This is a genomic window from Stenotrophomonas sp. STEN087 (assembly GCF_056759115.1).
In genome coordinates this window covers 1-18,904 of record NZ_JBRRCR010000017.1, presented here as the reverse complement: position 1 = coordinate 18,904, position 18,904 = coordinate 1, and the positions used below count along the sequence as shown (strand labels likewise).

Sequence of the window (18,904 nt, the reverse complement as noted above, 5' to 3'; positions counted from 1 at the left end):
ACCGCACAGGTAGCGCCGGGCCATGCCCGGCGCATTGCCTGCACCGCGCGTCATTCCTCCGGGCGCATGCGCGCGGTGGCCTGCCCATTGATGGCCAGGCAGGCCATGATCAGACCCTCCATCACCCGGTCGCCGGGGTAATCCTCATCCGGGCCGTTCTGGCGGATGCGTTCGCCCGCCAGCAGCATTTCCAGGGCGATGGTCAGGCCGGCGCGTGCGCAATCTACATCGGCCAAGGCGATGCGGCGGCCGATGCGCAGCTCCGGTTCGGGCCAGGGCTGGCCATCGGCGGCGGCGCCGCAGCCGATGTCCTTCAGGGCGTTGATGAAGGCGCTGCCCGGGCGGGTCGACGGGGCGTCGTCGTCCTCGCTGTTGGCAGGCGTGTGAGCGGGAAACTTCGGTGTGGTCATGGCGAGAGCTCCGTGCAGACAGTCGGTAGCCGCCACACAAAGGTGGCGGGCGGAGACGTGGCTCGAAAACCGGGACATTGCGCAAGACCGGCAGGCACAAGGCCTCCACGCTCCGCCCGCCATAGCCGGCAGACGGATTGCCGGCCGGCGCCACGTGGAGTGACGCCGACCGGCAAGCGTAAACAACTTACGCAGTGTCACGGGTTTTCGATGCCCGGCCACCCGTTGTCGGTGGCACGTCATCTGTACTCGCTTGCTTGCGCAGCGCCCATCAGACAAGTTGCAAACCCGTTCGACGCACGACGCTTTCGGCATTCTTGCACGCTGTTAAGTCAGGCCGAAGCCACGCGCCGCAAGGACCGCCAACGCATGTGCAATATGCGACATGCGTTGAGGTTGATGATCCATGACAACGGACCACTGCACGCCGATAGCGACAGAGCTGAGTCCACCCGAGCGCGAAGTTACTTGCGCGAGAGAACGAGCTTCCCACCTGTGTTGGAAGAGATCTTGTACTTGCGCAGAGAATTGAGCGCACCGACACCACCGGACGCTACGGCAATAGCGACTGCTGACGTGGCAGTGGACAGCCCAAGGATCGACACTGCGCCTACGCCAACGACCGCGCTGGCGGGAGCGGCCGTACCCCCTGTGCCGAGCGCAACAATTACTGCTACAGCTATCGCACCTATGGCAATGGCCCATGCGACCTTCCCAGTGGCCTTTATTCTGACAACCTTCCTTGCCAGATCGCCTTCGATCTCTATCGTGTCATCTTCATTCTTGAGTGCTGCCCCAAGATCTTTCTCATTGCTGACTGCCATGGTGACTCTCTTTTTGATGATGCTTTGGTTGGGACGAGTATCTTGGTCAGTGGAAGATGTGTCAGACAGAGTGTCGCCTTACCTCCACGACCGAACGATGACCTTGCTTGTACAAGCCTCGGATAGAGCCATCCTTTGAGGAGCACCTCACAGCGTAATCCTCATCGAGAACCTTGCGTATCATGATGCTCTCTTCAACTTCCTCTCCTCGCCCCAGCGTGTTGCCAGCAGTGCCTCCACGTGAAATCCGGAAAGCTACATTTCCACTACTTCGACGCTTCATCTGCACCGGAAAGACTTCTGCACCGCTTTTAAGAATGAAGCTGAAAACAAGGGAGAAGCGCTCTTGGCTTGCTGCCATGGAAATTTCCTTGGTGAACGTGGAATGAGGTCAGAGACGCCCAGCGCTCCGGCGTAGTTGCATTGGTAGCACTCTGCCCGGACATTCTCGATGGAACGGGATCCTCCGAGAAAGATGGAAATCCTATGCCCCATGGTAAAAGTATGCTCGTAGCGTGTGTCAGGACGCGGCGGAACTGAGGACCAGCTCCTGCCACAGACTGCGCAGGGAGAAATGTCGGCAAGGCATGTGCCGCTCTGTGCGAATGCAGGGACGGTGCTTTCTAGCGTTCCTGTCTGAAAGACCGTAGAAAACGTGGCCCTTCTCGAACGCGGACTGGACGACTTGCCAGCCTACTTCCCCCTGCGCCATCCCGGCGGTGCGCCTTTCAGCCAGCAGACCAGCACAAGCACCAGAATCACCGCCCACGTGTACAGCTGGAACGCCACGGGCCGTTGGATCGGGGAGAACAGGAACGGGCCCGCCGGCAGCAGCACGAGTGCCACGGCATAAACCACCCAGCCCTGCCAGGCGCAGGGCAAGCCCCAGCCCCAGCCGTATCGCTTCCGTGTGAACCAGTATTTCCTGTCGTCCATGCGTGTGTTGTACCACCTTGTGGGTACCGCTCCAACCGTCACCCCCGTTCACCCCGGCAGCAGCGAGAATAGGGCGCCGGGCACGCGCTGATGCGTGCCACTCACTGCCTGCAGGATCGCAAACATGTCCAACACTCCTTTTGGCGAATCGTCATGCGCTGCTGCCGCCAGCGGTTGCGTCGAGGTCCGCGGTGCGCGCGAGCACAACCTTAAGAACGTCGACGTCTCCATTCCGCGCAACGCACTGGTGGTGTTCTCCGGCGTCTCGGGTTCGGGCAAGTCATCGCTGGCCTTCGGCACCGTCTACGCCGAAGCGCAGCGACGCTACTTCGAGTCCGTCGCGCCCTATGCACGGCGGCTGATCGACCAGGCCGGCGTGCCCGATGTGGATGCGATCGATGGTCTGCCGCCGGCGGTGGCGCTGCAGCAGCAACGCGGTGCCAGCAACGCACGGTCATCGGTGGGCAGTGTCACCACGCTGTCCAGCCTGGTGCGCATGATGTATTCGCGGGCCGGTACGTATCCGGCCAAGCAGCCCATGCTGTACGCCGAGGATTTCTCGCCCAACACGCCGCAGGGCGCCTGCACCACCTGCCACGGCCTTGGCCACGTGTACGAGGTGACCGAGGCGTTGATGGTGCCCGACCCGTCGCTGAGCATCCGTGAGCGCGCCATCGCGTCCTGGCCGCCGGCGTGGCATGGGCAGAACCTGCGCGACATCCTGGTCACGCTGGGCTACGACATCGATGTGCCGTGGAAGAAACTGCCGAAGAAGGACCGGGACTGGATCCTGTTCACCGAGGAAGCGCCGAGCGTACCGGTCTATGCCGGCTTCACCCCGGCCGAGACCCGTGCCGCACTCAAGCGCAAGCTCGAGCCCAGTTACATGGGCACCTACACCGGCGCGCGACGCTACGTGCTGCACACGTTTGCCAACACGCAGAGTGCGCTGATGCGCAAGCGCGTGTCCCGCTACATGGAAGGCAGGCTGTGCCCGGCCTGCGAAGGCAAGCGGCTGAAGCCCGAAGCCCTCTCGGTCACCTTCGCAGGCGTGGATATCGGCGAGTTCATGCGGTTGCCGCTGGATCAGCTGGCAGAGCTGCTGGATCCGATTGCGGCGGGGGATTTCAGCGCGCACAACCCGGGCGCAGGCACCAGCCGCACCGCTACGGGTCGCGATCGCCGCCAACGGGCGGCCGCTGGCCGTGCAAGCCACGCGGCAGCACCGGATGTGCGGCGTACGTCGGCAATGTCCGAAGAAAAGCAGCTTGCGGCACAGCGACTGGCTGCAGGAGTCATGGCGCGCGTGCATCAACTGCGTGACCTCGGCCTGGGCTATCTGTCTCTGGATCGCGCAACGCCGACGCTGTCAGCGGGCGAACTGCAGCGCCTGCGGTTGGCCACGCAGTTGAGCTCGCTGCTGTTCGGTGTGCTGTATGTGCTCGATGAGCCCTCGGCGGGCCTGCACCCTGCCGACAGCAAGGCGCTGTACGACGCACTGGACCGGCTGCGCGACGGCGGCAACTCGGTGTTCGTGGTCGAGCATGATCTGGAGCTGATGCGACGCGCGCAGTGGCTGGTGGATGTGGGCCCGGAGGCGGGCGAGCACGGCGGTCGTGTCCTTTACAGTGGCGAGCCCGAAGGCCTGCGCCAGATCGCGGAATCGCGCACGGCGCGTTACCTGTTCGACCAGGTCGCCGCCCCCGCCAGCCGGGAACGCAGCGCGGAGAGCTGGTTGGAGCTGCAGGACATCCACCGGCACAACCTTGAGGGTGTGGATGCGCAGGTACCGCTGGGCCTGCTGACCGCGGTGACCGGCATTTCCGGCTCGGGCAAATCCAGCCTGATGGCGCAGGCCTTGCCGGAGCTGATGCTGCTGCACCTGGGCCATGAGCCGGTGGAGGACACCGCCGAGAGCACACCGACCGATGGCCCGACGGTAATTGAAGCAACGCGCGGCCGGCTGGCTGGCGATGTGGATGCCATCCAGCGTGTCGTGCAGGTGGACCAGAAGCCGATCGGCCGCACGCCGCGTTCCAACCTGGCCACCTACACCGGGCTGTTCGACCATGTGCGCAAGCTGTTTGCCGCGACGCCGGCCGCACGCCGTCGAAAGTTCGACGCAGGGCGCTTCTCCTTCAACGTGGCCAAGGGCCGCTGCGAAACCTGCGAAGGCGAAGGCTTCGTCAGCGTCGAACTGCTGTTCATGCCCAGCGTCTATGCGCCGTGCCCCACCTGCCACGGTGCGCGTTACAACGAGGCCACGCTGAAGGTGCTGTGGAACGAGCGCACCATCGCCGAGGTCCTGCAGATGACGGTGGACGAAGCGCACGCATTCTTCAGTGCGGAAGATGCCATCGCGCGCCCGCTTCACCTGCTGCAGGAAATCGGCCTGGGCTATCTGCGGCTCGGCCAGCCGGCCACCGAGCTTTCAGGCGGTGAGGCACAACGCATCAAGCTGGCCACCGAGCTGCAGCGCAGCCAGCGCGGGCGCAGCCTGTACGTGCTGGATGAACCCACCACGGGCCTGCACGCATCCGATGCGGACCGGCTGATGGTGCAGCTGCAGCGCCTGGTGGAGGCGGGAAACACGGTGGTGATGATCGAGCACGACATGCGTGCGGTCGCGCAGGCCGACTGGGTGATCGACGTCGGCCCGGGTGCAGGTGGGGCGGGCGGCACCATCGTGGCGAAGGGAACGCCGCATCAGGTCGCCCGAGCGAAGGGCAGCAGGACGGCGCCGTTCCTGGCGCAGGAGCTGACGAGGAGCGCTTGAGTTGAGTTCTGCATGACCGAGCATGGCCAGCGGGGCAACCGGGTATGGCCATCGGCCAGCAGCACATAACCACTCGGCATTTCTGCATTGGGGCGCGAGCGGGGTTAATGAATGTGCAATGTCTGGCGCGCCCCTCGCGGCGCGCAGGCAGCGCTTCCCCCACTACCCGTACGCCCCACGATGACGACTGCTCGTTCCTCACTGCGCCCGCGATTGCTGGCGTTGGCGGTGTTGCTTGCCACCGCGTCCCCAGCACTGCATGCCCAGTCCACCACCGGCGCCATCGCCGGCCTCGCGCCTCCTTCGGCGCAGCGCATCTTCGTCCGCAGCGACACCGGGCTCACCCGTGAAGTGACGGTGGACGCGCGTGGCCGCTACACCATCGGCCAGCTGCCGTTGGGCCGCTATTCCGTGGAAGCACGCGACGCCGAGGGCAAGGTGCTGCAGACCCGCGAGGGTGTCGCGCTGACGGTGGGCACCAGTACCGAGGTCTCGTTCGGTGAGGTCACGCGCCTGGATGGCGTGCAGGTCAGCGCTGATCGCGCGGCGGCTGCGATCGACGTCAGCAGCGTGGATTCGCGCACGGTGATCACCGCCGAGGAGCTGCAGCGCCTGCCGCTGGGCCGCTCGGCCGAGGCCATCGCCCAGCTTGCACCGGGCGTGGTCGGCAACGGTGGCAACGGCAGCTATGCCGGCCCGACCGGTGCGCAGCTGGTCAGTTTCGGCGGCTCGTCGGCGGCCGAGAACGCGTACTACATCAACGGTTTCAACAGCACCGATCCGCTGCGCGGCTTGGGTGGCCTGACGCTGCCCTATGGCAGCATCGACCAGCAGGAAATCTACACCGGTGGCTACAGCGCCAAGTACGGTCGTTCCGATGGCGGTGTCATCAATGCCGTCGGCAAGCGCGGCACCAACGACTGGCACTTCGGCGGGCAGTTCACCTGGGAGCCGGCCTCGACCCGTTCGGACAAGGACGATGTGCGCTACCCGGGCAACGGCGCACTGTACTCGCCGGAGAGCAAGGACCGCGAGTGGGTGACCACGCAGAGCATCTACGCCGGCGGCCCGCTGATCGAAGACAAGCTGTTCTTCTTCGGCTCCTACGAACTGGAGCGCCGCGAAGGCACCGACGTCAAAAATGTCGAGGCGACCAATTCCTACTCGAAGTATGAGTACAACCGTCCGCGCTGGTACGCCAAGCTGGACTGGAACATCACCGACAACCACCTGCTGGAACTGACCGGCGCCTCCAGCCGCAACGTGTTCCGCGGCGACATCTTCGCCTACGACTACGACACGCTGACCCGTGGCGCGCAGCGCGGGAAGGAAGACACCACCAAGACCGGCGGCGACCTGTGGACGGCCAAGTACACCGGCTACCTGACTGATCGCCTCACCGTGAGCGCGCAGTACGGCGAGATGAAGACCGATGACTACATCGGCAACCCTGCCTACGATGGCACCCTGACCTACATCAACAGCGCCAACCTGCAGAACCCGGCGCTCAACGGCGGCACGCCGATCACCAACGCACAGACCACCTCGCTGCTGGTCGATCCTGCGCGTGGCAACCGCAGCAACAACCTGCGGCTGGATGCAAACTATGTGCTGGGAGACCACAGCATCACCGTGGGCATCGACAACCAGAACGCCCGCGCGCTCAACCGTGGCTCGGTGGCATCGGCCGATGGCTACTACTGGATCTACGGCCAGTCCAACCCGAACGTGCCGATCAACACCGGCCTGGGCGTGCCGGCCACCGGTGGCATCCGCAATGGCCAGGACGGTTACTACGTGCGCCAGTACATCTACAGTGCACTGGCCTCGGTGCGCGCCTCGCAGCGTGCGCAATACATCGAGGACAACTGGCAGGTGACCGACCGCCTGCTGCTGAACCTGGGCCTGCGCCTGGACCAGTTCACCAACTACAACCGCGATGGCGACGCCTACATCAAGCAGACCAGCGGGCAGTGGGCGCCGCGCCTGGGCTTCAGCTGGGATGTCGGCGGCGACGGCCGCTTCAAGGTGTTCGGCAATGTCGGCCGTTACTATCTGGCGCTGCCGCTGAACCCGGCATTCAACGCGGCCGGTGCAACGCTGGCGACGTCGACGTACTACACCTACGGCGGCATCGACAGCAACGGCTACCCGACCGACCTCACCCAGTTCTCCGATGCGGTGTCGTCCAACAACAACTACGGTCTGCTGCCGGACGCGAAGACGGTGGCCACCTCCGGCATCAAGCCGTCGTTCCAGGATGAGTTCATCCTCGGCTTCACCAAAGCGCTGGGCCAGGACTGGGTATACGGCGCGAAGGCGACGTACCGCGTGCTGCGCAGCGGCGTGGACGACTACTGCGATATCGACGCGGTGCTCGGCAAGGCCAGCAGTCTGGGCTACAACGTAACCAAGGACAGCAACCCGGTCAGCTGCTGGCTGATCAATCCCGGCCGCGCGAACACCTTCAACCTGGTCGACACCGGCGGCAACTACGTGAGCGTGCCGCTGACCAATGCCGAGATGGGCTTCCCGAAGTTCAAGCGCAACTACTATGCGGTGAACCTGTCGCTGGAGCATCCGTTCGATGGCCGCTGGTACGGCCGCGCGGACTACACGTGGTCGCGCAGCTACGGCACCACCGAAGGCCAGCTGCTGTCTGGCATCGGCCAGACCGCGGTGTCGACCACGCAGGCCTGGGATTACGCCCAGCTGATGGAGCACACCAACGGGCCGCAGAGCAACGACCACACCCACCAGTTCAAGCTGCACGGCTACTACCAGCTGACGCCGGAATGGCTGGTCTCGGCCAACGTGCGGGTGATCTCGGGCACGCCGTTCAGCGCACTGGGTTCGTATGGCCCGGACTTCGAAGATCCCTCCGGCTATGGCATCGCCTACCACTTCTACAACGGCCAGCCGGCGCCTCCGGGCAGCCAGGGGCGCCTGCCGTGGCTGAAGCAGCTGGACCTGGGCGTGTCCTACCGCCCGGCCGTGGCCGAGGGCCGACTGGGCTTCAACCTGGATGTGTTCAACGTGTTCAATAGCCAAGTGGCGCTGTGGAAGTCGCCGTATTCCGAGCTGGACCCGGGCCAGCCTGACCCGTTGTACGGCGCAGCGACCGTGCGCCAGGCACCGCGCTCGCTGCGGGTGAGCGTGAGTTACGACCACTGAGGGAGGGGCTCGGCGCTACCGGGGTCGGAAACCCCGTGTAGGGCCGAGCCCATGCTCGGCTCCACTGCGATCAACGCCCGGCCAGTTCCTCGCGTACGATCTGCGCGCCGGCACTCAGCGCACGCAGCTTGCCGCGCGCCACCTCACGCGACAGCGGCGCCATGCCGCAGTTCGTGCACGGATAGAGCTTGTCGGCATCGACGAACCGCAGCGCCTTGCGCAGGGTGTTGGCCACCTCTTCCGGCGTCTCCACCTTGCTGGAGGCCACATCGATGGCACCGACCATCACCTTCTTGCCGCGCACCAGCTCGATCAGGTCGATGGGCACGTGCGAGTTGTGGCACTCCAGCGAGATCAGGTCGATGCTGGATTTCTGCAGCTTCGGGAACGACTCTTCGTACTGGCGCCATTCCGAGCCCAGCGTCTGCTTCCAGTCGGTGTTGGCCTTGATGCCGTAGCCGTAGCAGATATGCACGGCGGTCTCGCACTTCAGCCCTTCAATCGCGCGTTCGAGGGTGGCCACGCCCCAGTCGTTCACTTCGTCGAAGAACACGTTGAAGGCAGGTTCGTCGAACTGGATGATGTCGACGCCGGCTGCTTCCAGTTCCTTCGCTTCCTCGTTGAGGATCTTCGCGAACTCCCAGGCCAGCTTCTCGCGGCTCTTGTAGTGCGCGTCGTACAGCGTGTCGATCATGGTCATCGGGCCGGGCAGGGCCCACTTGATCGGCTGCGAGGTCTGCCGGCGCAGGAACTTCGCGTCCTCGACGAACACCGACTTCGGGCGGCTGACGGCACCGACCACGGTCGGCACGCTGGCGTCGTAGCGGTTGCGGATGCGCACGGTCTCGCGCTTGTCGAAGTCGACGCCGTCCAGGTGTTCGATGAAGGTGGTGACGAAATGCTGCCGCGTCTGCTCGCCGTCGCTGACGATGTCGATGCCGGCGTGCTGCTGTTCCTGCAGGGACAGGCGCAGCGCGTCCTGCTTGCCTTCGGTCAGTGCCTCATCCTGCAGTTTCCAGGGCGACCAGAGCTTCTCGGGCTCGGCCAGCCAGGAGGGCTTGGGCAGGCTGCCGGCAGTGGAGGTGGGCAGTAGTTTCTTCATCGTGTTCGGGGTCTTTGTCCTGGGGGAGGGAGAAGCGGTGAATCAGCGGGCAGCCCACTGCTCGAGCACGGCGCCATAGGGCTTGATGAAGTGCTCTTCGGTGAACCTGCCCTGCTTGACCGCCAGCTGGCTGCGCTCTTCGCGGTCGTAGACGATGCGGGTGGACGAGTAGTCCTGGTGCTTCAGGCTGGGCTGGTAGACCTTGCCGGCCACCGAATTGGCGTTGTAGATCTCCGGACGGTAGATCTTCTGGAACGCTTCCATGGTGCTGATGGTGGCGATCAGTTCCAGGTTCGAGTAGTCGCCCAGCAGGTCGCCCTGGAAGTAGAACGCCAGCGGCGCGACGCTGCCCGGCGGCATGAAGTAGCGCACCTGCAGGCCCATCTTGTCGAAGTACTGGTCGGTGGGCGAGAACTCGGCCTGGCGGTACTCCACGCCCAGGATGGGGTGATGGTTCTCGGTGCGGTGGTAGGTCTTGCTGCTGGACACGCTGATGCAGATGACCGGTGCCTTGCTGAAGTTGGCGCGGTAGGCATCCGATTCCAGGAAGTGCTTGAACAGCTTGCCGTGCAGATCGCCGAAGCCTTCGGGGATGCCGAAGGTGGCCTTGCCTTCGTTGCTGGCCGGCAGCACGACGCTGAAATCGTAGTCGCGCACATAGGACGAGAAGTTGTTGCCGACGATGCCTTCGGTACGCGCACCGGTATGCGTATCGACGATGGTCGGGCGCAGCACTTCGATCAGCGGGAACGGATCGCTGCCGTCATCGCCATCGATGTGCATCTCCACCGAGATGATGTCCAGCTCGACCGCGTAGCGATCCGCGCTGGGGTTGTCCCAGTGCGCCAGATCGTTGAAGCGGTTGTTGATCATGCCGAGGGTATTGCGCAGGTTTTCCTGGCGCGAGGCGCCGCGGGCCAGGTTTGCGAAGTTGGTGGTGATGCGCGTGCCGTCGGCCGGCTGGTAATCCTCGTTGAACGGGATGCGCGTGATCTGGAAGGTGAAATTGTCGGCAGTCATGGCAGTGTTCCGGTTACTTAGAGGGCGTCAGCGGTTTCGGCGGGCAGTGGCGCGGGGCGATGGGACAGCGCCAGCAGGGGCAGGGCCCGCTGCACGGCCAGGCGTGCGCGCTGCAGCAGGGCTTCGTCATGCACGCGGCCATCGGCGAAGTCCTTGTCGGTGGCGTAGACGCCCAGCGGCAGGGTGCGTGCCTGGAAGAAGCTGAAGAGCGGCCGCAGCTGGTGGTCGATCATCAGCGCGTGGCGCTCGCTGCCGCCGGTGGCGGCCAGCAGGGTGGGAGTGTCGACCAGCGCGTCCTGGTGGATGAAATCGAAGAAGTGCTTGAACAGGCCGGTGTACGAACCGCGGTAGACCGGGGTGGCGACCACCAGCACGTCGGCCCGTTCGACCGTGGCCAGCGCCTGTTCGGCGGCGGCGGGCAGCTGCGAGCGCCACAAGGCACCGGCCAGCTGCGGGGCCAGCTCGCCGAGTTCGACCAGGTGCGGTTCGCTGGGAATGTGCTCGCCGATCAGGTCCAGCAGGTGCTCGCACAGGGTGGCAGCCCGCGAGGGGCGCTGCAGGCCGCCGGAGACGGCGACGATACGGAGGGGGCGGTGGGGAGAAAGCATGACCCGATCCTAGTGAGGCCTTCCCATGACGTAAAATGGTTTTACTTCACACATCCATGAGTGAGATTCATCGACATGCTGGAACGAATCCACCTGAGCATCGTGCAGCAGGTCGAACTGCAGGGTTCGCTGACCGCTGCCGCCGGCGTGCTCAACCTGACCCAGTCGGCGCTGAGCCACAGCATGAAGAAGCTGGAACAGCAGCTGGGCACCGACGTCTGGCTGCGCGAGGGCCGCAGCCTGCGGCTGACCCAGGCCGGCCAGTACCTGCTGGCGGTGGCCAACCGGGTGCTGCCGCAGCTGGACCTGGCCGAAGAGCGGCTGGGCCAGTTCGCCCAGGGCGAGCGCGGCTCGCTGCGCATCGGCATGGAGTGCCACCCCTGCTACCAGTGGCTGCTGAAGATCGTCTCGCCCTACCTGGCCTCGTGGCCGGATGTGGACGTGGACGTGAAGCAGAAATTCCAGTTCGGTGGCATCGGCGCCCTGTTCGGCTACGAGATCGACCTGCTGGTGACACCGGACCCGCTGCTGAAGCCGGGCCTGACGTTCGTGCCCGTATTTGACTACGAGCAGGTGCTGGTGGTGGCCAAGAACCACCCGCTGGCCAAGGTGGAGTACGTGAAGCCGCGGCAGCTGACCCAGGAAGTGCTGATCAGCTACCCGGTGCCGTTCGAGCGCCTGGACATCTACAACCAGTTCCTGCTGCCGGCCGGGGTGACCCCGCGCCGCCACAAGGCCATCGAAACCACCGACATCATGATGCAGATGGTGGCCAGCGGCCGCGGCGTGGCCGCCATGCCGCGCTGGCTGGTGGAGGAGTACGCGGCCCGCATGGACGTGGTGCCGGTGCGGCTGGGGGCCAAGGGCATTCCCAAGCAGATCTACCTGGGCGCGCGCGAGGCCGACACCGCCATCGATTACCTGCAGGCCTTCGTTGAACTGGCGCGGGGCAGCTCGATCGCCGGCGCGCCGCGCGGGGCCAAGTGATGCCTGCAGGAACCGTGCAGGGCGCACGCGCCTTCATCGATGCCTGTTCGCTGGAAGTCAGTGCGAAAGCCATGCCCGCGCTGCGCGCCGAGGCAGGCCGCAGCGCCCCGGGAACCACGATCTCGATTCCCTATCTCGCCAGCGAAGACGACGAGGCGCGGCTGGCCGCGGCACGCACCGTGCGCGAACTGGGGCTGCAGCCGATGCCGCACCTGTCCGCGCGGCGCATCGGTTCGCAGGCGGCGCTGGAGCACTTCATCGCCCGTGCGGTGGGCGAGGCCGGTGTCGAGCAGTGCCTGCTGATCGCCGGTGACCTGGCCACGCCCGCCGGTCCGTTTGCAGACAGCGCGGCAATCATCGAAACCGGCCTGCTGGAACGCGCCGGCATCAAGGTCGTTGCCGTGGGCGGGCACCCCGAGGGCCATCCGGTGATGGACGCTGCCGGGCGCTGGCAGGCACTGGAACGCAAATGCCAAGCCATCGAAGCGCGCGGCATGGCGCCGAAGATCATCACCCAGTTCGCCTTCGATGCCGACCTCGTGCTGGCCTGGCTGGATGCGCTGCGCGCGCGCGGCATCGGCCACCCGGTGCTGGTGGGCGTGCCCGGGCCGGCCAGCGTCACCCGGCTGCTGCGTTATGCGGCGATGTGCGGCGTGGGTGCCAGCGCCTCGATGCTGGCACGGTACGGGATCTCGATCGGCCGGTTGCTGGGCACCGCCGGGCCGGATGTGTTCGTGGATCGCCTGGTGGGGGGACTGACCGAAGCACACGGCCAGGTGAGCCCGCACCTGTTCCCGTTCGGTGGCATCGCGCCGTCGCTGGACTGGGTGGCGCAGTACCGGCGGCGCGCGGGTTCGCAGCAGCGCTGAAACCGCGCAGGCACAGAACAAGGCGCACCCGATCGGCCGCCTCGGCAAGCCGGAAGAAATCGCAGGGGGCGTGGTTGTCCTTGCGTCGTCGGCGGCCAGCCTCATGACCTGCGACGAGCTGGTGATCGACGGCGGCTTCAGTCAGGTCTGAATCAGCCAGGTCTGAACGCGCGTGCCATGGCGGACTGCGGTTCGCCATGGCAACGCTGCAACGCGGATCGAACAGGCCTTACTTGCTTGCCGAGCGCGAACCCTTCTCGTCGCTGTGTTCGGCACGGCTCTGTGCGAACGCGGGGAAGGTCTTCTCCAGCGAATCCTTGTCCGGCAGCACGTAGAACACGCCGCCCTTCTGGAACGTGGACTGGACGACCTGCTCGTAGAAACCGGGGCTGACGTTGATGCAGCCGTGGGTGACGCGGTTGTCATCCGGGGTCGGCGTTGCCAGGCGTTCGGCGCGCTTTTCCTTCGGCGTTCCCGGCGGCAGCGGGTGCATCGAGACTGCCGAATCGTAGTCCACCCACAACACGCGGCCGGCGTCGTCGGACGGGCCGTAGCCACCAATGAAGCGGCCGGCGGGGGTCGTGCGGTCGTGGCCGGGAATCGCGCTCAGCGCGACCTTGGCAACGTTCGGTGCGGAATGATCGCCCTTGGCCGAACCAAACAGCGCCGGGGCCGCGCCACGCAGCTTGCCGTCACTGCCGAAGATCAGCACCTGTGCGGCGGCCTTGTCCATGATCGCGAACGGATAGCCTTCGCTGTCCTTGCTGGCGACCACCCAGCCTGCGAGTTCGATCACCGTCTCGGACACTTCCTGTCCTTCCGGCAGTTCATCGACGGCAGCGGTGGGTTGCGTAGCGGCATCCTTGGCGCCCTTGGCGCTGGCCACGCCGGTACCGGCCAGTGCCAGCGCAAGGGTCAGCGCGACGCAGGCGGTGCGGATTGCGGGGGATGAGTGCGTACGAATGGCACGGTTCCTCGAATGAATACGGTGACTCAAGGGAACCAGTGGCCGGGGGAGACCACTGGTTCCCGGTTCAGCTTAGCCGCGCGGGGTACGGCGGGGGGCCGATTCGAGCTGCTGGACGCGACCTTCGATCTGGTCGAGACGCTGGTTGGCCTGCTGTGCGGACTGGTTGGCGGACTCGGCGCTCTGCGCCGCGCCCTGGACCTTCACGTCAAGCGCGTCGAGACGCGTGTTGACCTTCGCGAAGTCTTCTTTGTAGCTGGCGCACGCGCCGAGGCTGAGGGCAAGGATTGCCACGCCGAGGGGACGAGCGATCTTCAGGTGCTGCGTGGAAAGGGTCATTGCATTCCCTCCTTCGTCTGGGGAGTCTGGAATATAGCGGGCTTTTTGTTAGTTCCATGAATGCCTTTTCAGCTGCAGTTCGCGGACGTGCAGACACTGTGAAGAGAGCGCAGTCATGTTCGATTTGCCGCGAATTCAGCTGTCTGAGCCGGGCATGTGCTAGCCGCTTCCACCCCTGAATGAGCGCAGTGTTCGTTGTGCGGTGTCAGTGCATCGCGCGGACGCATCGCGCAGTGCGCGTAGAAAAGCGATCGTGCATTTGTGGCGGGCGGAGGCCACTGATAGCCTGATCCACTGATGATCGATCAGCGGGGCGGTGGCGGGGTGGGGCAGGAGACGGTGGCTTCAAGCCGGTAACCGCCGGGGAAATCCGCAGGCAGCGGTTGGCCTGAAAGATGGTCCTGCACGGGTTCGATGGCACCCGTTTTTCCAGCACCGCCCTTCGCTTCGAAGTCATCGCTGACGATGATGACCGACTGGTCACCGGGGACCAGCTCAAGCACCGTCGCATCGTTCGATACAGCGGCCAGGTAATAGTCGCCTACGCTCAGTTTCGGATTGCAGCAGCCGATCGAATAGGTGACGCCGGATGCCTTCGGCGCGCCACCCTTGAGCGTGCGGACCACAGTGATGCGGCCGCTCAAGGTGCTGTAAAAAGGCTTCCCGTCGGCGACCTCGAGCGACATGAGCCGGAACACATAGACGTGGCTGGCGCGGTCCAGGCTCTGCACGAACGTCGGTGTATCCGACGGCGGGCAGGCGAAGGCCACCATGGGTGATGCGGCCAGCGAAAGGAGAAGTGCCAACGTGGTCGTGGTGGTCGTCATTCGACCACGCTCAGCTTCACTTGGGCACCTTCGGGCAGCCCATCGATCTGTTGCGCCATGCTGCCCGACGCGCCGATCAGTTCGGCCAGTGGCACCGTGGCGAGATTGCCGCCGCCGTACTCACCGCCCAGCGCGCCGGGAATCTTCAGGCAATACGCGTAGCTGGGCTGCAGCGGGCCGAGGCGCTCTTCCGCCTGCTGCACCAGCGCGGCCATGTACCAGTCCTGCAGGAAATCCTGATCGCGCGCGAGTGCATCGAGTTCGGCGCGCGACCGGGCGATGACCGTGCAGTAGAGATCTTCCGGGCACAGCCGCCAGTAGCAGCCGCCGTGGTCCTCGATCATCAGGTTGCCGAACGGGTTGTCGCCGACGATCTGCGCCGGCGCGATGCCGGTCCAGCCCCAGGCATCGGTGACGAGGGTGATCAGATCCGTGGACATTGAAGCGCGCTCGCTGGTTCCAGTGGTCATTCTAGCGACGCGCCGCCCCGCGGACGAAGCACGCCGGGAGGTGGCCGATGAACAAACGCGCCTGCCTACGCCCTCGGCGGAAAGGCCTGCACGCCACGTTTGCTATCATGCGCGCCGATGGCCGCCCGCCAGATGCCGATCGTGCGCCCGCGCGCGTTCCCTCTTCGAAAGAGGACGCATCTGCGGCCAGTCGCAGCGAAACCTTGCCCGGCCAGGCCCCTGCCAGCCGGGCCCCCGTACAGATCGAACAAGGAAAGCCGGCCGCTGCCTGCGGCCGTAATACATGAATTCACCTGCAACTTCGCGTCCCGGGTTGATCCCGGTGCTGGCCCTCCTGCTGGTCGGCCTCAACCTGCGCCCCGTGCTGGCCGTGGTCAGCCTGCTCACCGATTCCATCCGTGCCAGCAATGGCATGAGCTTCGAACAGATCGGCTGGCTCACCAGCCTGCCGATGATGGCCATGGGCCTGATCGCCATGGCCGGCGGCCTGGTCTATCGCATGGGCTATCGGCGCGGCGTGGCCATCGGCCTGGCCCTCACGGCCGCCTCGGCGCTGGCCAAGCTGGCTTCGCATGAACCGCTGTGGCTGATGGGTTCCAGCGTGGCCGCGGGCCTGGGCATCGGCATCGTGCAGTCGCTCATCCCCGGCTACATCAAGACCCGCTTCCCGCACCGCGTCGACCTGCTGATGGGCCTGTACGTGAGCATGATCATGGGCGGCGCGGCACTGGCGGCGGCCAGCGCATCGGCCCTGCTGCACTGGCTGGACTGGCAGGGCACGATGGCGTTCTGGGCGGTGCTGGCCATCGCCGGCATCGCGCTGTGGCTGCCCAACAGCGGCCACGCCGATGCGCCGTCCACCGGCAGCTCCGCCAAGGCAGCCACGTCCTCCGCATTCCGTCCCTGGCAGCACGGGCGCACCTGGTTGCTGGTCGCGCTGTTCTGCGTGTCCAGCAGCTGCTACACGCTGTGCCTGGCGTGGATCGCGCCGTACATGATGGAAGCGGGCGTGCGCGCCAACGAGGCCGGCTTCATGCTGGCCGCGTTGAGCCTGTCCGAGGTGGCCGGTGGCTTCCTCGTCTCCTGGCTGGCCCCGCGCTTCCGTGACCGCCGCGTGCTGCTGGCGCTGTTCCTGGCCGCTACCGCACTGACCTACGTGCTGATCGGCGTGGCGCCGATGTATGCCCCGTGGCTGATGATGTGCCTGCTCGGCCTGTCGATCGGCGGCCTGTTCCCGATGACCCTGATCCTGGTGATGGACCACTGCAGCCAGCCGGCCAAGGCGGGCATCCTGGTGTCCTTCGTGCAGGGCGTGGGCTATCTGGTCGGCGGCATCCTGCCGTTCGTGGCCGGTTCGATCCGCGACACCGTGGGTGACCTCAGTGTCGCGTGGGTGGCGATGGCCTGCGTGACCGCTGCAGCACTGGTGCTGGCGGCAAGGGCAACGCCGGCCAGCGCCGCGCGCTTCGACGCGCGCTGATCGTGCATGATGCAGCGGCGTGGCGTCTGGCCACGCGCTGCCAGGGAAGGTGAATCAATGGATGGGATGCCGGCGCGACAGATCCGCGCGCAGTACGACGACCGCGTGATCCGCGTGTACCAGGCCTACTCCGATGCCATCGCCGACAGTGCGCTGGAGCGGCAGACCTTTGTCGCGCCGCCGTTCAAGATGGAGCGGATGACGTGGATCAAGCCGTCCTTCCTCTGGATGATGTATCGCGCCGGATGGGGCGAAAAAGAGGAAGGCCAAAAGCGGATCCTGGCAATCGACATCCGTCGCGAAGGCTTCGAGTGGGCGCTGACCCATGGCTGCGACAGCCGTGCCGAGCCCGGGATGGATGCGGCGGCGTGGGAGCAGCTCAAGGCTCGTTCCCCGGTGCGCATCCAGTGGGATCCCGAGCGCGATCTGCTGCTGCGGCCGTTGCCCCACCGCGCGATCCAGATAGGTCTGGGCAGGGAAGCGGTGCGTGCCTATGTCGATGAATGGATTCAAGGCATCACCGATATGACGGCGCAGGCACACGCCATTCATGCGCTGGTGAAGGCCGGAAGGATGGAGGACGCGCAGTCTGCGCTCCCTCGCGAGCGGGCCTATCCTTGGGGTTAGGCCCCGCCGGTCAGCCTTCGTAGAAGTAACGGCGACGATCGCGCGACCACTGCTCGATATCCGCCTGTGAATCCTCGGCCAGGCACTCTTCGATGTAGTCAGCGGCTTCGTCGGCGCCTTGCAGCTGCAGGTACTCGATGGTCTGCCCGACACCGGCGCCCACCATGTTCTCGACATCGAAACCGCAGCCCGTATCCATGTTCAGATGCTTGGCGGCCCACATCGGCTCGACGTCACGCAGGTCTGCCACATGGAACAGCAGATACGCGCACCAGTAGAGGTTCTCGAAGTACGGCTGGTCGCCTTCGCTCTGCCTGTACTCCATCTCCCGGCGGAAGATCTCCTGCAGGAGTGGCTGATGCTGCTTCGCATCCTCCGGGAGGATGTTGCGAAGTGCCTGTTCCCGCGCGGAAGGAGAGCCGATATCAACGTCCTTCATGGATCGAACCGGGCGGGAGACGGGCCAGCGCTGGATACTAGCAGGAAGACAGGTGTTCCCCCTTGGACCGCTGGGAAATGGCGTCGGCACTGCTTCGAGAGAGTTCCCTGAACAGCAACTTCATTCATGTACTGGTCAGTTCAATATTCAGGGTCGATTTCATCAGCAAACGGATAATTCACACCTGTCGACCGCCTCTTCTCTCCCTCTCTCTCCCGGGGAGGCGGCCGGCGAAACCAAAAATAATTAAAGGTGTGTCCCGATGAACAAGAATTCGCTGCTCGCCCTGGGTCTGCTGGCTGCCCTGCCGTTCGCTGCATCGGCTGCCGATGGCCTGTCGTACAACTACGTTGAAGGCGGTTACGTGAACACCGATGCCAAGGGCGGCGACGCTGATGGCTGGGGCGTCAAGGGCTCGGTTGCCGTGCACCCGAACTTCTCGGTCTTCGCTGATTACAGCAAGCAGGAAACCGACACCTTCAAGAACGACGTTGACCAGTGGCGCATCGGCGCCGGCTACAACTACGGCATCGCACCGAACACCGACTTGGTAGCTCGTGTTGCGTACCAGAAGTTCGACCTGGAGCATGGCCTGGACTTCAACGGCTACTCCACCGAAGTGGGCCTGCGCACCGCGTTCAACCCGTACCTGGAAGGCTACGCGCTGGCCGGCTACGAGGACTACAGCAAGAAGCACGGCGTCAACCCGGACGGCGAGTTCTACGGCCGCGTCGGCGCCACCGCCAAGTTCACCCCGAACTGGGGCCTGAGCGGCGAAGTGAAGCTGGCCAAGGCCGGCGACCGCGAGTGGTTCGTGGGCCCGCGCTTCACCTGGTAATAAGCAGTACTGCAGTAGAAAAGCGTTACCGGCGTGTGCTCTCTCTCTCTCCCGCACGCCACCCGAAGCCCGGCCTCGCGCCGGGCTTCTTTTTTTGGCGCAGACCGCGCTCCCCTAGAGCCCCCGCCCCCCCCGCCGGAGTGGGCATCCACCACGGCGGGGGGGGGACCAGCGCTCTGCCCGGCCCGCAGCCCGCACGGTCAACAGGCCC

Annotated in this window: 19 protein-coding genes; 8 read left to right on the top strand and 11 right to left on the bottom strand. The window is 65.2% G+C overall.

The window, feature by feature from the left end:
* Positions 1-50 precede the first annotated feature (50 nt).
* From ACVOK1_RS06705 to ACVOK1_RS06695, 3 genes are all read right to left on the bottom strand, one after another.
* Positions 51-410 (bottom strand): hypothetical protein, encoded by a 360-nt coding sequence (locus ACVOK1_RS06705; protein ID WP_108767294.1) that lies wholly within the window; start codon positions 408-410, stop codon positions 51-53.
* A 464-nt stretch (positions 411-874) separates the two neighbouring features.
* Positions 875-1,234, bottom strand: coding sequence for a hypothetical protein (locus ACVOK1_RS06700; protein ID WP_481561511.1), 360 nt, complete (start codon positions 1,232-1,234; stop codon positions 875-877).
* 693 nt (positions 1,235-1,927) lie between these two features.
* Positions 1,928-2,170: a hypothetical protein gene (locus ACVOK1_RS06695; protein WP_481561510.1), complete on the bottom strand. Its 243-nt coding sequence runs from the start codon at positions 2,168-2,170 to the stop codon at positions 1,928-1,930.
* Between the two features lie 124 nt (positions 2,171-2,294).
* Here ACVOK1_RS06695 and ACVOK1_RS06690 point away from each other — a divergent pair, with 124 nt between their 5' ends.
* The gene (locus ACVOK1_RS06690; RefSeq protein ID WP_481561509.1) at positions 2,295-4,946 is read left to right on the top strand and encodes an excinuclease ABC subunit UvrA; all 2,652 of its coding nucleotides are present in this window, start codon (positions 2,295-2,297) and stop codon (positions 4,944-4,946) included.
* A gap of 180 nt (positions 4,947-5,126) precedes the next feature.
* Positions 5,127-8,120, top strand: a complete 2,994-nt coding sequence (locus ACVOK1_RS06685) for a TonB-dependent receptor (protein WP_481561508.1) — start codon at positions 5,127-5,129, stop codon at positions 8,118-8,120.
* 70 nt (positions 8,121-8,190) lie between these two features.
* Here ACVOK1_RS06685 and ACVOK1_RS06680 read toward each other — a convergent pair whose 3' ends face one another.
* Genes ACVOK1_RS06680 through msuE form a run of 3 tightly spaced genes read right to left on the bottom strand, consistent with a single transcriptional unit; the run spans position 8,191 to position 10,850 of the window.
* The gene (locus tag ACVOK1_RS06680) at positions 8,191-9,222 is read right to left on the bottom strand and encodes a methionine synthase (RefSeq protein WP_481561507.1); all 1,032 of its coding nucleotides are present in this window, start codon (positions 9,220-9,222) and stop codon (positions 8,191-8,193) included.
* A 42-nt stretch (positions 9,223-9,264) separates the two neighbouring features.
* A complete protein-coding gene (locus ACVOK1_RS06675) occupies positions 9,265-10,242 on the bottom strand; it encodes a DUF1852 domain-containing protein (RefSeq protein ID WP_481561506.1) in 978 nt (325 codons plus the stop codon).
* A gap of 17 nt (positions 10,243-10,259) precedes the next feature.
* Positions 10,260-10,850 carry an FMN reductase gene (gene msuE, locus ACVOK1_RS06670; protein WP_481561505.1) on the bottom strand — a complete coding sequence of 197 codons (591 nt, stop codon included), beginning with the start codon at positions 10,848-10,850 and terminating at the stop codon, positions 10,260-10,262.
* Between the two features lie 75 nt (positions 10,851-10,925).
* On the opposite strand from msuE, the gene ACVOK1_RS06665 reads away from it, so the two are divergent.
* Genes ACVOK1_RS06665 through ACVOK1_RS06655 form a run of 3 tightly spaced genes read left to right on the top strand, consistent with a single transcriptional unit; the run spans position 10,926 to position 12,857 of the window.
* Positions 10,926-11,837, top strand: a complete 912-nt coding sequence (locus ACVOK1_RS06665; RefSeq protein ID WP_108767302.1) for a LysR family transcriptional regulator — start codon at positions 10,926-10,928, stop codon at positions 11,835-11,837.
* Positions 11,837-12,706 (top strand): methylenetetrahydrofolate reductase, encoded by an 870-nt coding sequence (locus ACVOK1_RS06660; RefSeq protein WP_481561504.1) that lies wholly within the window; start codon positions 11,837-11,839, stop codon positions 12,704-12,706. Before ACVOK1_RS06665 ends, ACVOK1_RS06660 begins: the two co-directional genes overlap by 1 nt.
* Complete coding sequence (locus tag ACVOK1_RS06655; RefSeq protein WP_481561503.1) at positions 12,639-12,857, top strand: SDR family oxidoreductase; 219 nt, start codon at positions 12,639-12,641, stop codon at positions 12,855-12,857. The genes ACVOK1_RS06660 and ACVOK1_RS06655 overlap by 68 nt, the downstream gene beginning before the upstream one ends.
* 78 nt (positions 12,858-12,935) lie before the next feature.
* Here ACVOK1_RS06655 and ACVOK1_RS06650 read toward each other — a convergent pair whose 3' ends face one another.
* The 4 genes from ACVOK1_RS06650 to ACVOK1_RS06635 all read right to left on the bottom strand — a co-directional run bounded on the left by ACVOK1_RS06650 (position 12,936) and on the right by ACVOK1_RS06635 (position 15,279).
* The gene (locus tag ACVOK1_RS06650; protein ID WP_481561536.1) at positions 12,936-13,625 is read right to left on the bottom strand and encodes a L,D-transpeptidase family protein; all 690 of its coding nucleotides are present in this window, start codon (positions 13,623-13,625) and stop codon (positions 12,936-12,938) included.
* 120 nt (positions 13,626-13,745) lie between these two features.
* Positions 13,746-14,012 (bottom strand): hypothetical protein, encoded by a 267-nt coding sequence (locus ACVOK1_RS06645; RefSeq protein WP_079224744.1) that lies wholly within the window; start codon positions 14,010-14,012, stop codon positions 13,746-13,748.
* Between the two features lie 305 nt (positions 14,013-14,317).
* Complete coding sequence (locus tag ACVOK1_RS06640) at positions 14,318-14,839, bottom strand: hypothetical protein (protein WP_481561502.1); 522 nt, start codon at positions 14,837-14,839, stop codon at positions 14,318-14,320.
* The gene (locus ACVOK1_RS06635) at positions 14,836-15,279 is read right to left on the bottom strand and encodes a T6SS immunity protein Tdi1 domain-containing protein (RefSeq protein WP_481561501.1); all 444 of its coding nucleotides are present in this window, start codon (positions 15,277-15,279) and stop codon (positions 14,836-14,838) included. The genes ACVOK1_RS06640 and ACVOK1_RS06635 overlap by 4 nt, the downstream gene beginning before the upstream one ends.
* A 352-nt stretch (positions 15,280-15,631) precedes the next feature.
* On the opposite strand from ACVOK1_RS06635, the gene ACVOK1_RS06630 reads away from it, so the two are divergent.
* Together ACVOK1_RS06630 and ACVOK1_RS06625 are read left to right on the top strand one after the other, a co-directional pair.
* The gene (locus ACVOK1_RS06630) at positions 15,632-16,789 is read left to right on the top strand and encodes an MFS transporter (protein WP_164073832.1); all 1,158 of its coding nucleotides are present in this window, start codon (positions 15,632-15,634) and stop codon (positions 16,787-16,789) included.
* A gap of 57 nt (positions 16,790-16,846) precedes the next feature.
* Complete coding sequence (locus ACVOK1_RS06625) at positions 16,847-17,416, top strand: DUF4291 domain-containing protein (RefSeq protein ID WP_481561500.1); 570 nt, start codon at positions 16,847-16,849, stop codon at positions 17,414-17,416.
* A gap of 10 nt (positions 17,417-17,426) precedes the next feature.
* On the opposite strand, the gene ACVOK1_RS06620 is transcribed toward ACVOK1_RS06625, so the two are convergent.
* Positions 17,427-17,855, bottom strand: coding sequence for a hypothetical protein (locus ACVOK1_RS06620; protein WP_333627938.1), 429 nt, complete (start codon positions 17,853-17,855; stop codon positions 17,427-17,429).
* Positions 17,856-18,117: 262 nt separating this feature from the next.
* Between ACVOK1_RS06620 and ACVOK1_RS06615 the strand changes: the two genes are divergently transcribed.
* Positions 18,118-18,693 carry an OmpO family porin gene (locus ACVOK1_RS06615; protein WP_108767308.1) on the top strand — a complete coding sequence of 192 codons (576 nt, stop codon included), beginning with the start codon at positions 18,118-18,120 and terminating at the stop codon, positions 18,691-18,693.
* Positions 18,694-18,904 lie beyond the last annotated feature (211 nt).

Coding starts and splice junctions, on each gene's coding strand:
- ACVOK1_RS06705 (WP_108767294.1), bottom strand. CDS start 410: ATGACCACACCGAAGTTTCCCGCTCACACGCCTGCCAACAGCGAGGAC.
- ACVOK1_RS06700 (WP_481561511.1), bottom strand. CDS start 1,234: ATGGCAGTCAGCAATGAGAAAGATCTTGGGGCAGCACTCAAGAATGAA.
- ACVOK1_RS06695 (WP_481561510.1), bottom strand. CDS start 2,170: ATGGACGACAGGAAATACTGGTTCACACGGAAGCGATACGGCTGGGGC.
- ACVOK1_RS06690 (WP_481561509.1), top strand. CDS start 2,295: ATGTCCAACACTCCTTTTGGCGAATCGTCATGCGCTGCTGCCGCCAGC.
- ACVOK1_RS06685 (WP_481561508.1), top strand. CDS start 5,127: ATGACGACTGCTCGTTCCTCACTGCGCCCGCGATTGCTGGCGTTGGCG.
- ACVOK1_RS06680 (WP_481561507.1), bottom strand. CDS start 9,222: ATGAAGAAACTACTGCCCACCTCCACTGCCGGCAGCCTGCCCAAGCCC.
- ACVOK1_RS06675 (WP_481561506.1), bottom strand. CDS start 10,242: ATGACTGCCGACAATTTCACCTTCCAGATCACGCGCATCCCGTTCAAC.
- msuE (WP_481561505.1), bottom strand. CDS start 10,850: ATGCTTTCTCCCCACCGCCCCCTCCGTATCGTCGCCGTCTCCGGCGGC.
- ACVOK1_RS06665 (WP_108767302.1), top strand. CDS start 10,926: ATGCTGGAACGAATCCACCTGAGCATCGTGCAGCAGGTCGAACTGCAG.
- ACVOK1_RS06660 (WP_481561504.1), top strand. CDS start 11,837: ATGCCTGCAGGAACCGTGCAGGGCGCACGCGCCTTCATCGATGCCTGT.
- ACVOK1_RS06645 (WP_079224744.1), bottom strand. CDS start 14,012: ATGACCCTTTCCACGCAGCACCTGAAGATCGCTCGTCCCCTCGGCGTG.
- ACVOK1_RS06640 (WP_481561502.1), bottom strand. CDS start 14,839: ATGACGACCACCACGACCACGTTGGCACTTCTCCTTTCGCTGGCCGCA.
- ACVOK1_RS06635 (WP_481561501.1), bottom strand. CDS start 15,279: ATGTCCACGGATCTGATCACCCTCGTCACCGATGCCTGGGGCTGGACC.
- ACVOK1_RS06625 (WP_481561500.1), top strand. CDS start 16,847: ATGGATGGGATGCCGGCGCGACAGATCCGCGCGCAGTACGACGACCGC.
- ACVOK1_RS06620 (WP_333627938.1), bottom strand. CDS start 17,855: ATGAAGGACGTTGATATCGGCTCTCCTTCCGCGCGGGAACAGGCACTT.
- ACVOK1_RS06615 (WP_108767308.1), top strand. CDS start 18,118: ATGAACAAGAATTCGCTGCTCGCCCTGGGTCTGCTGGCTGCCCTGCCG.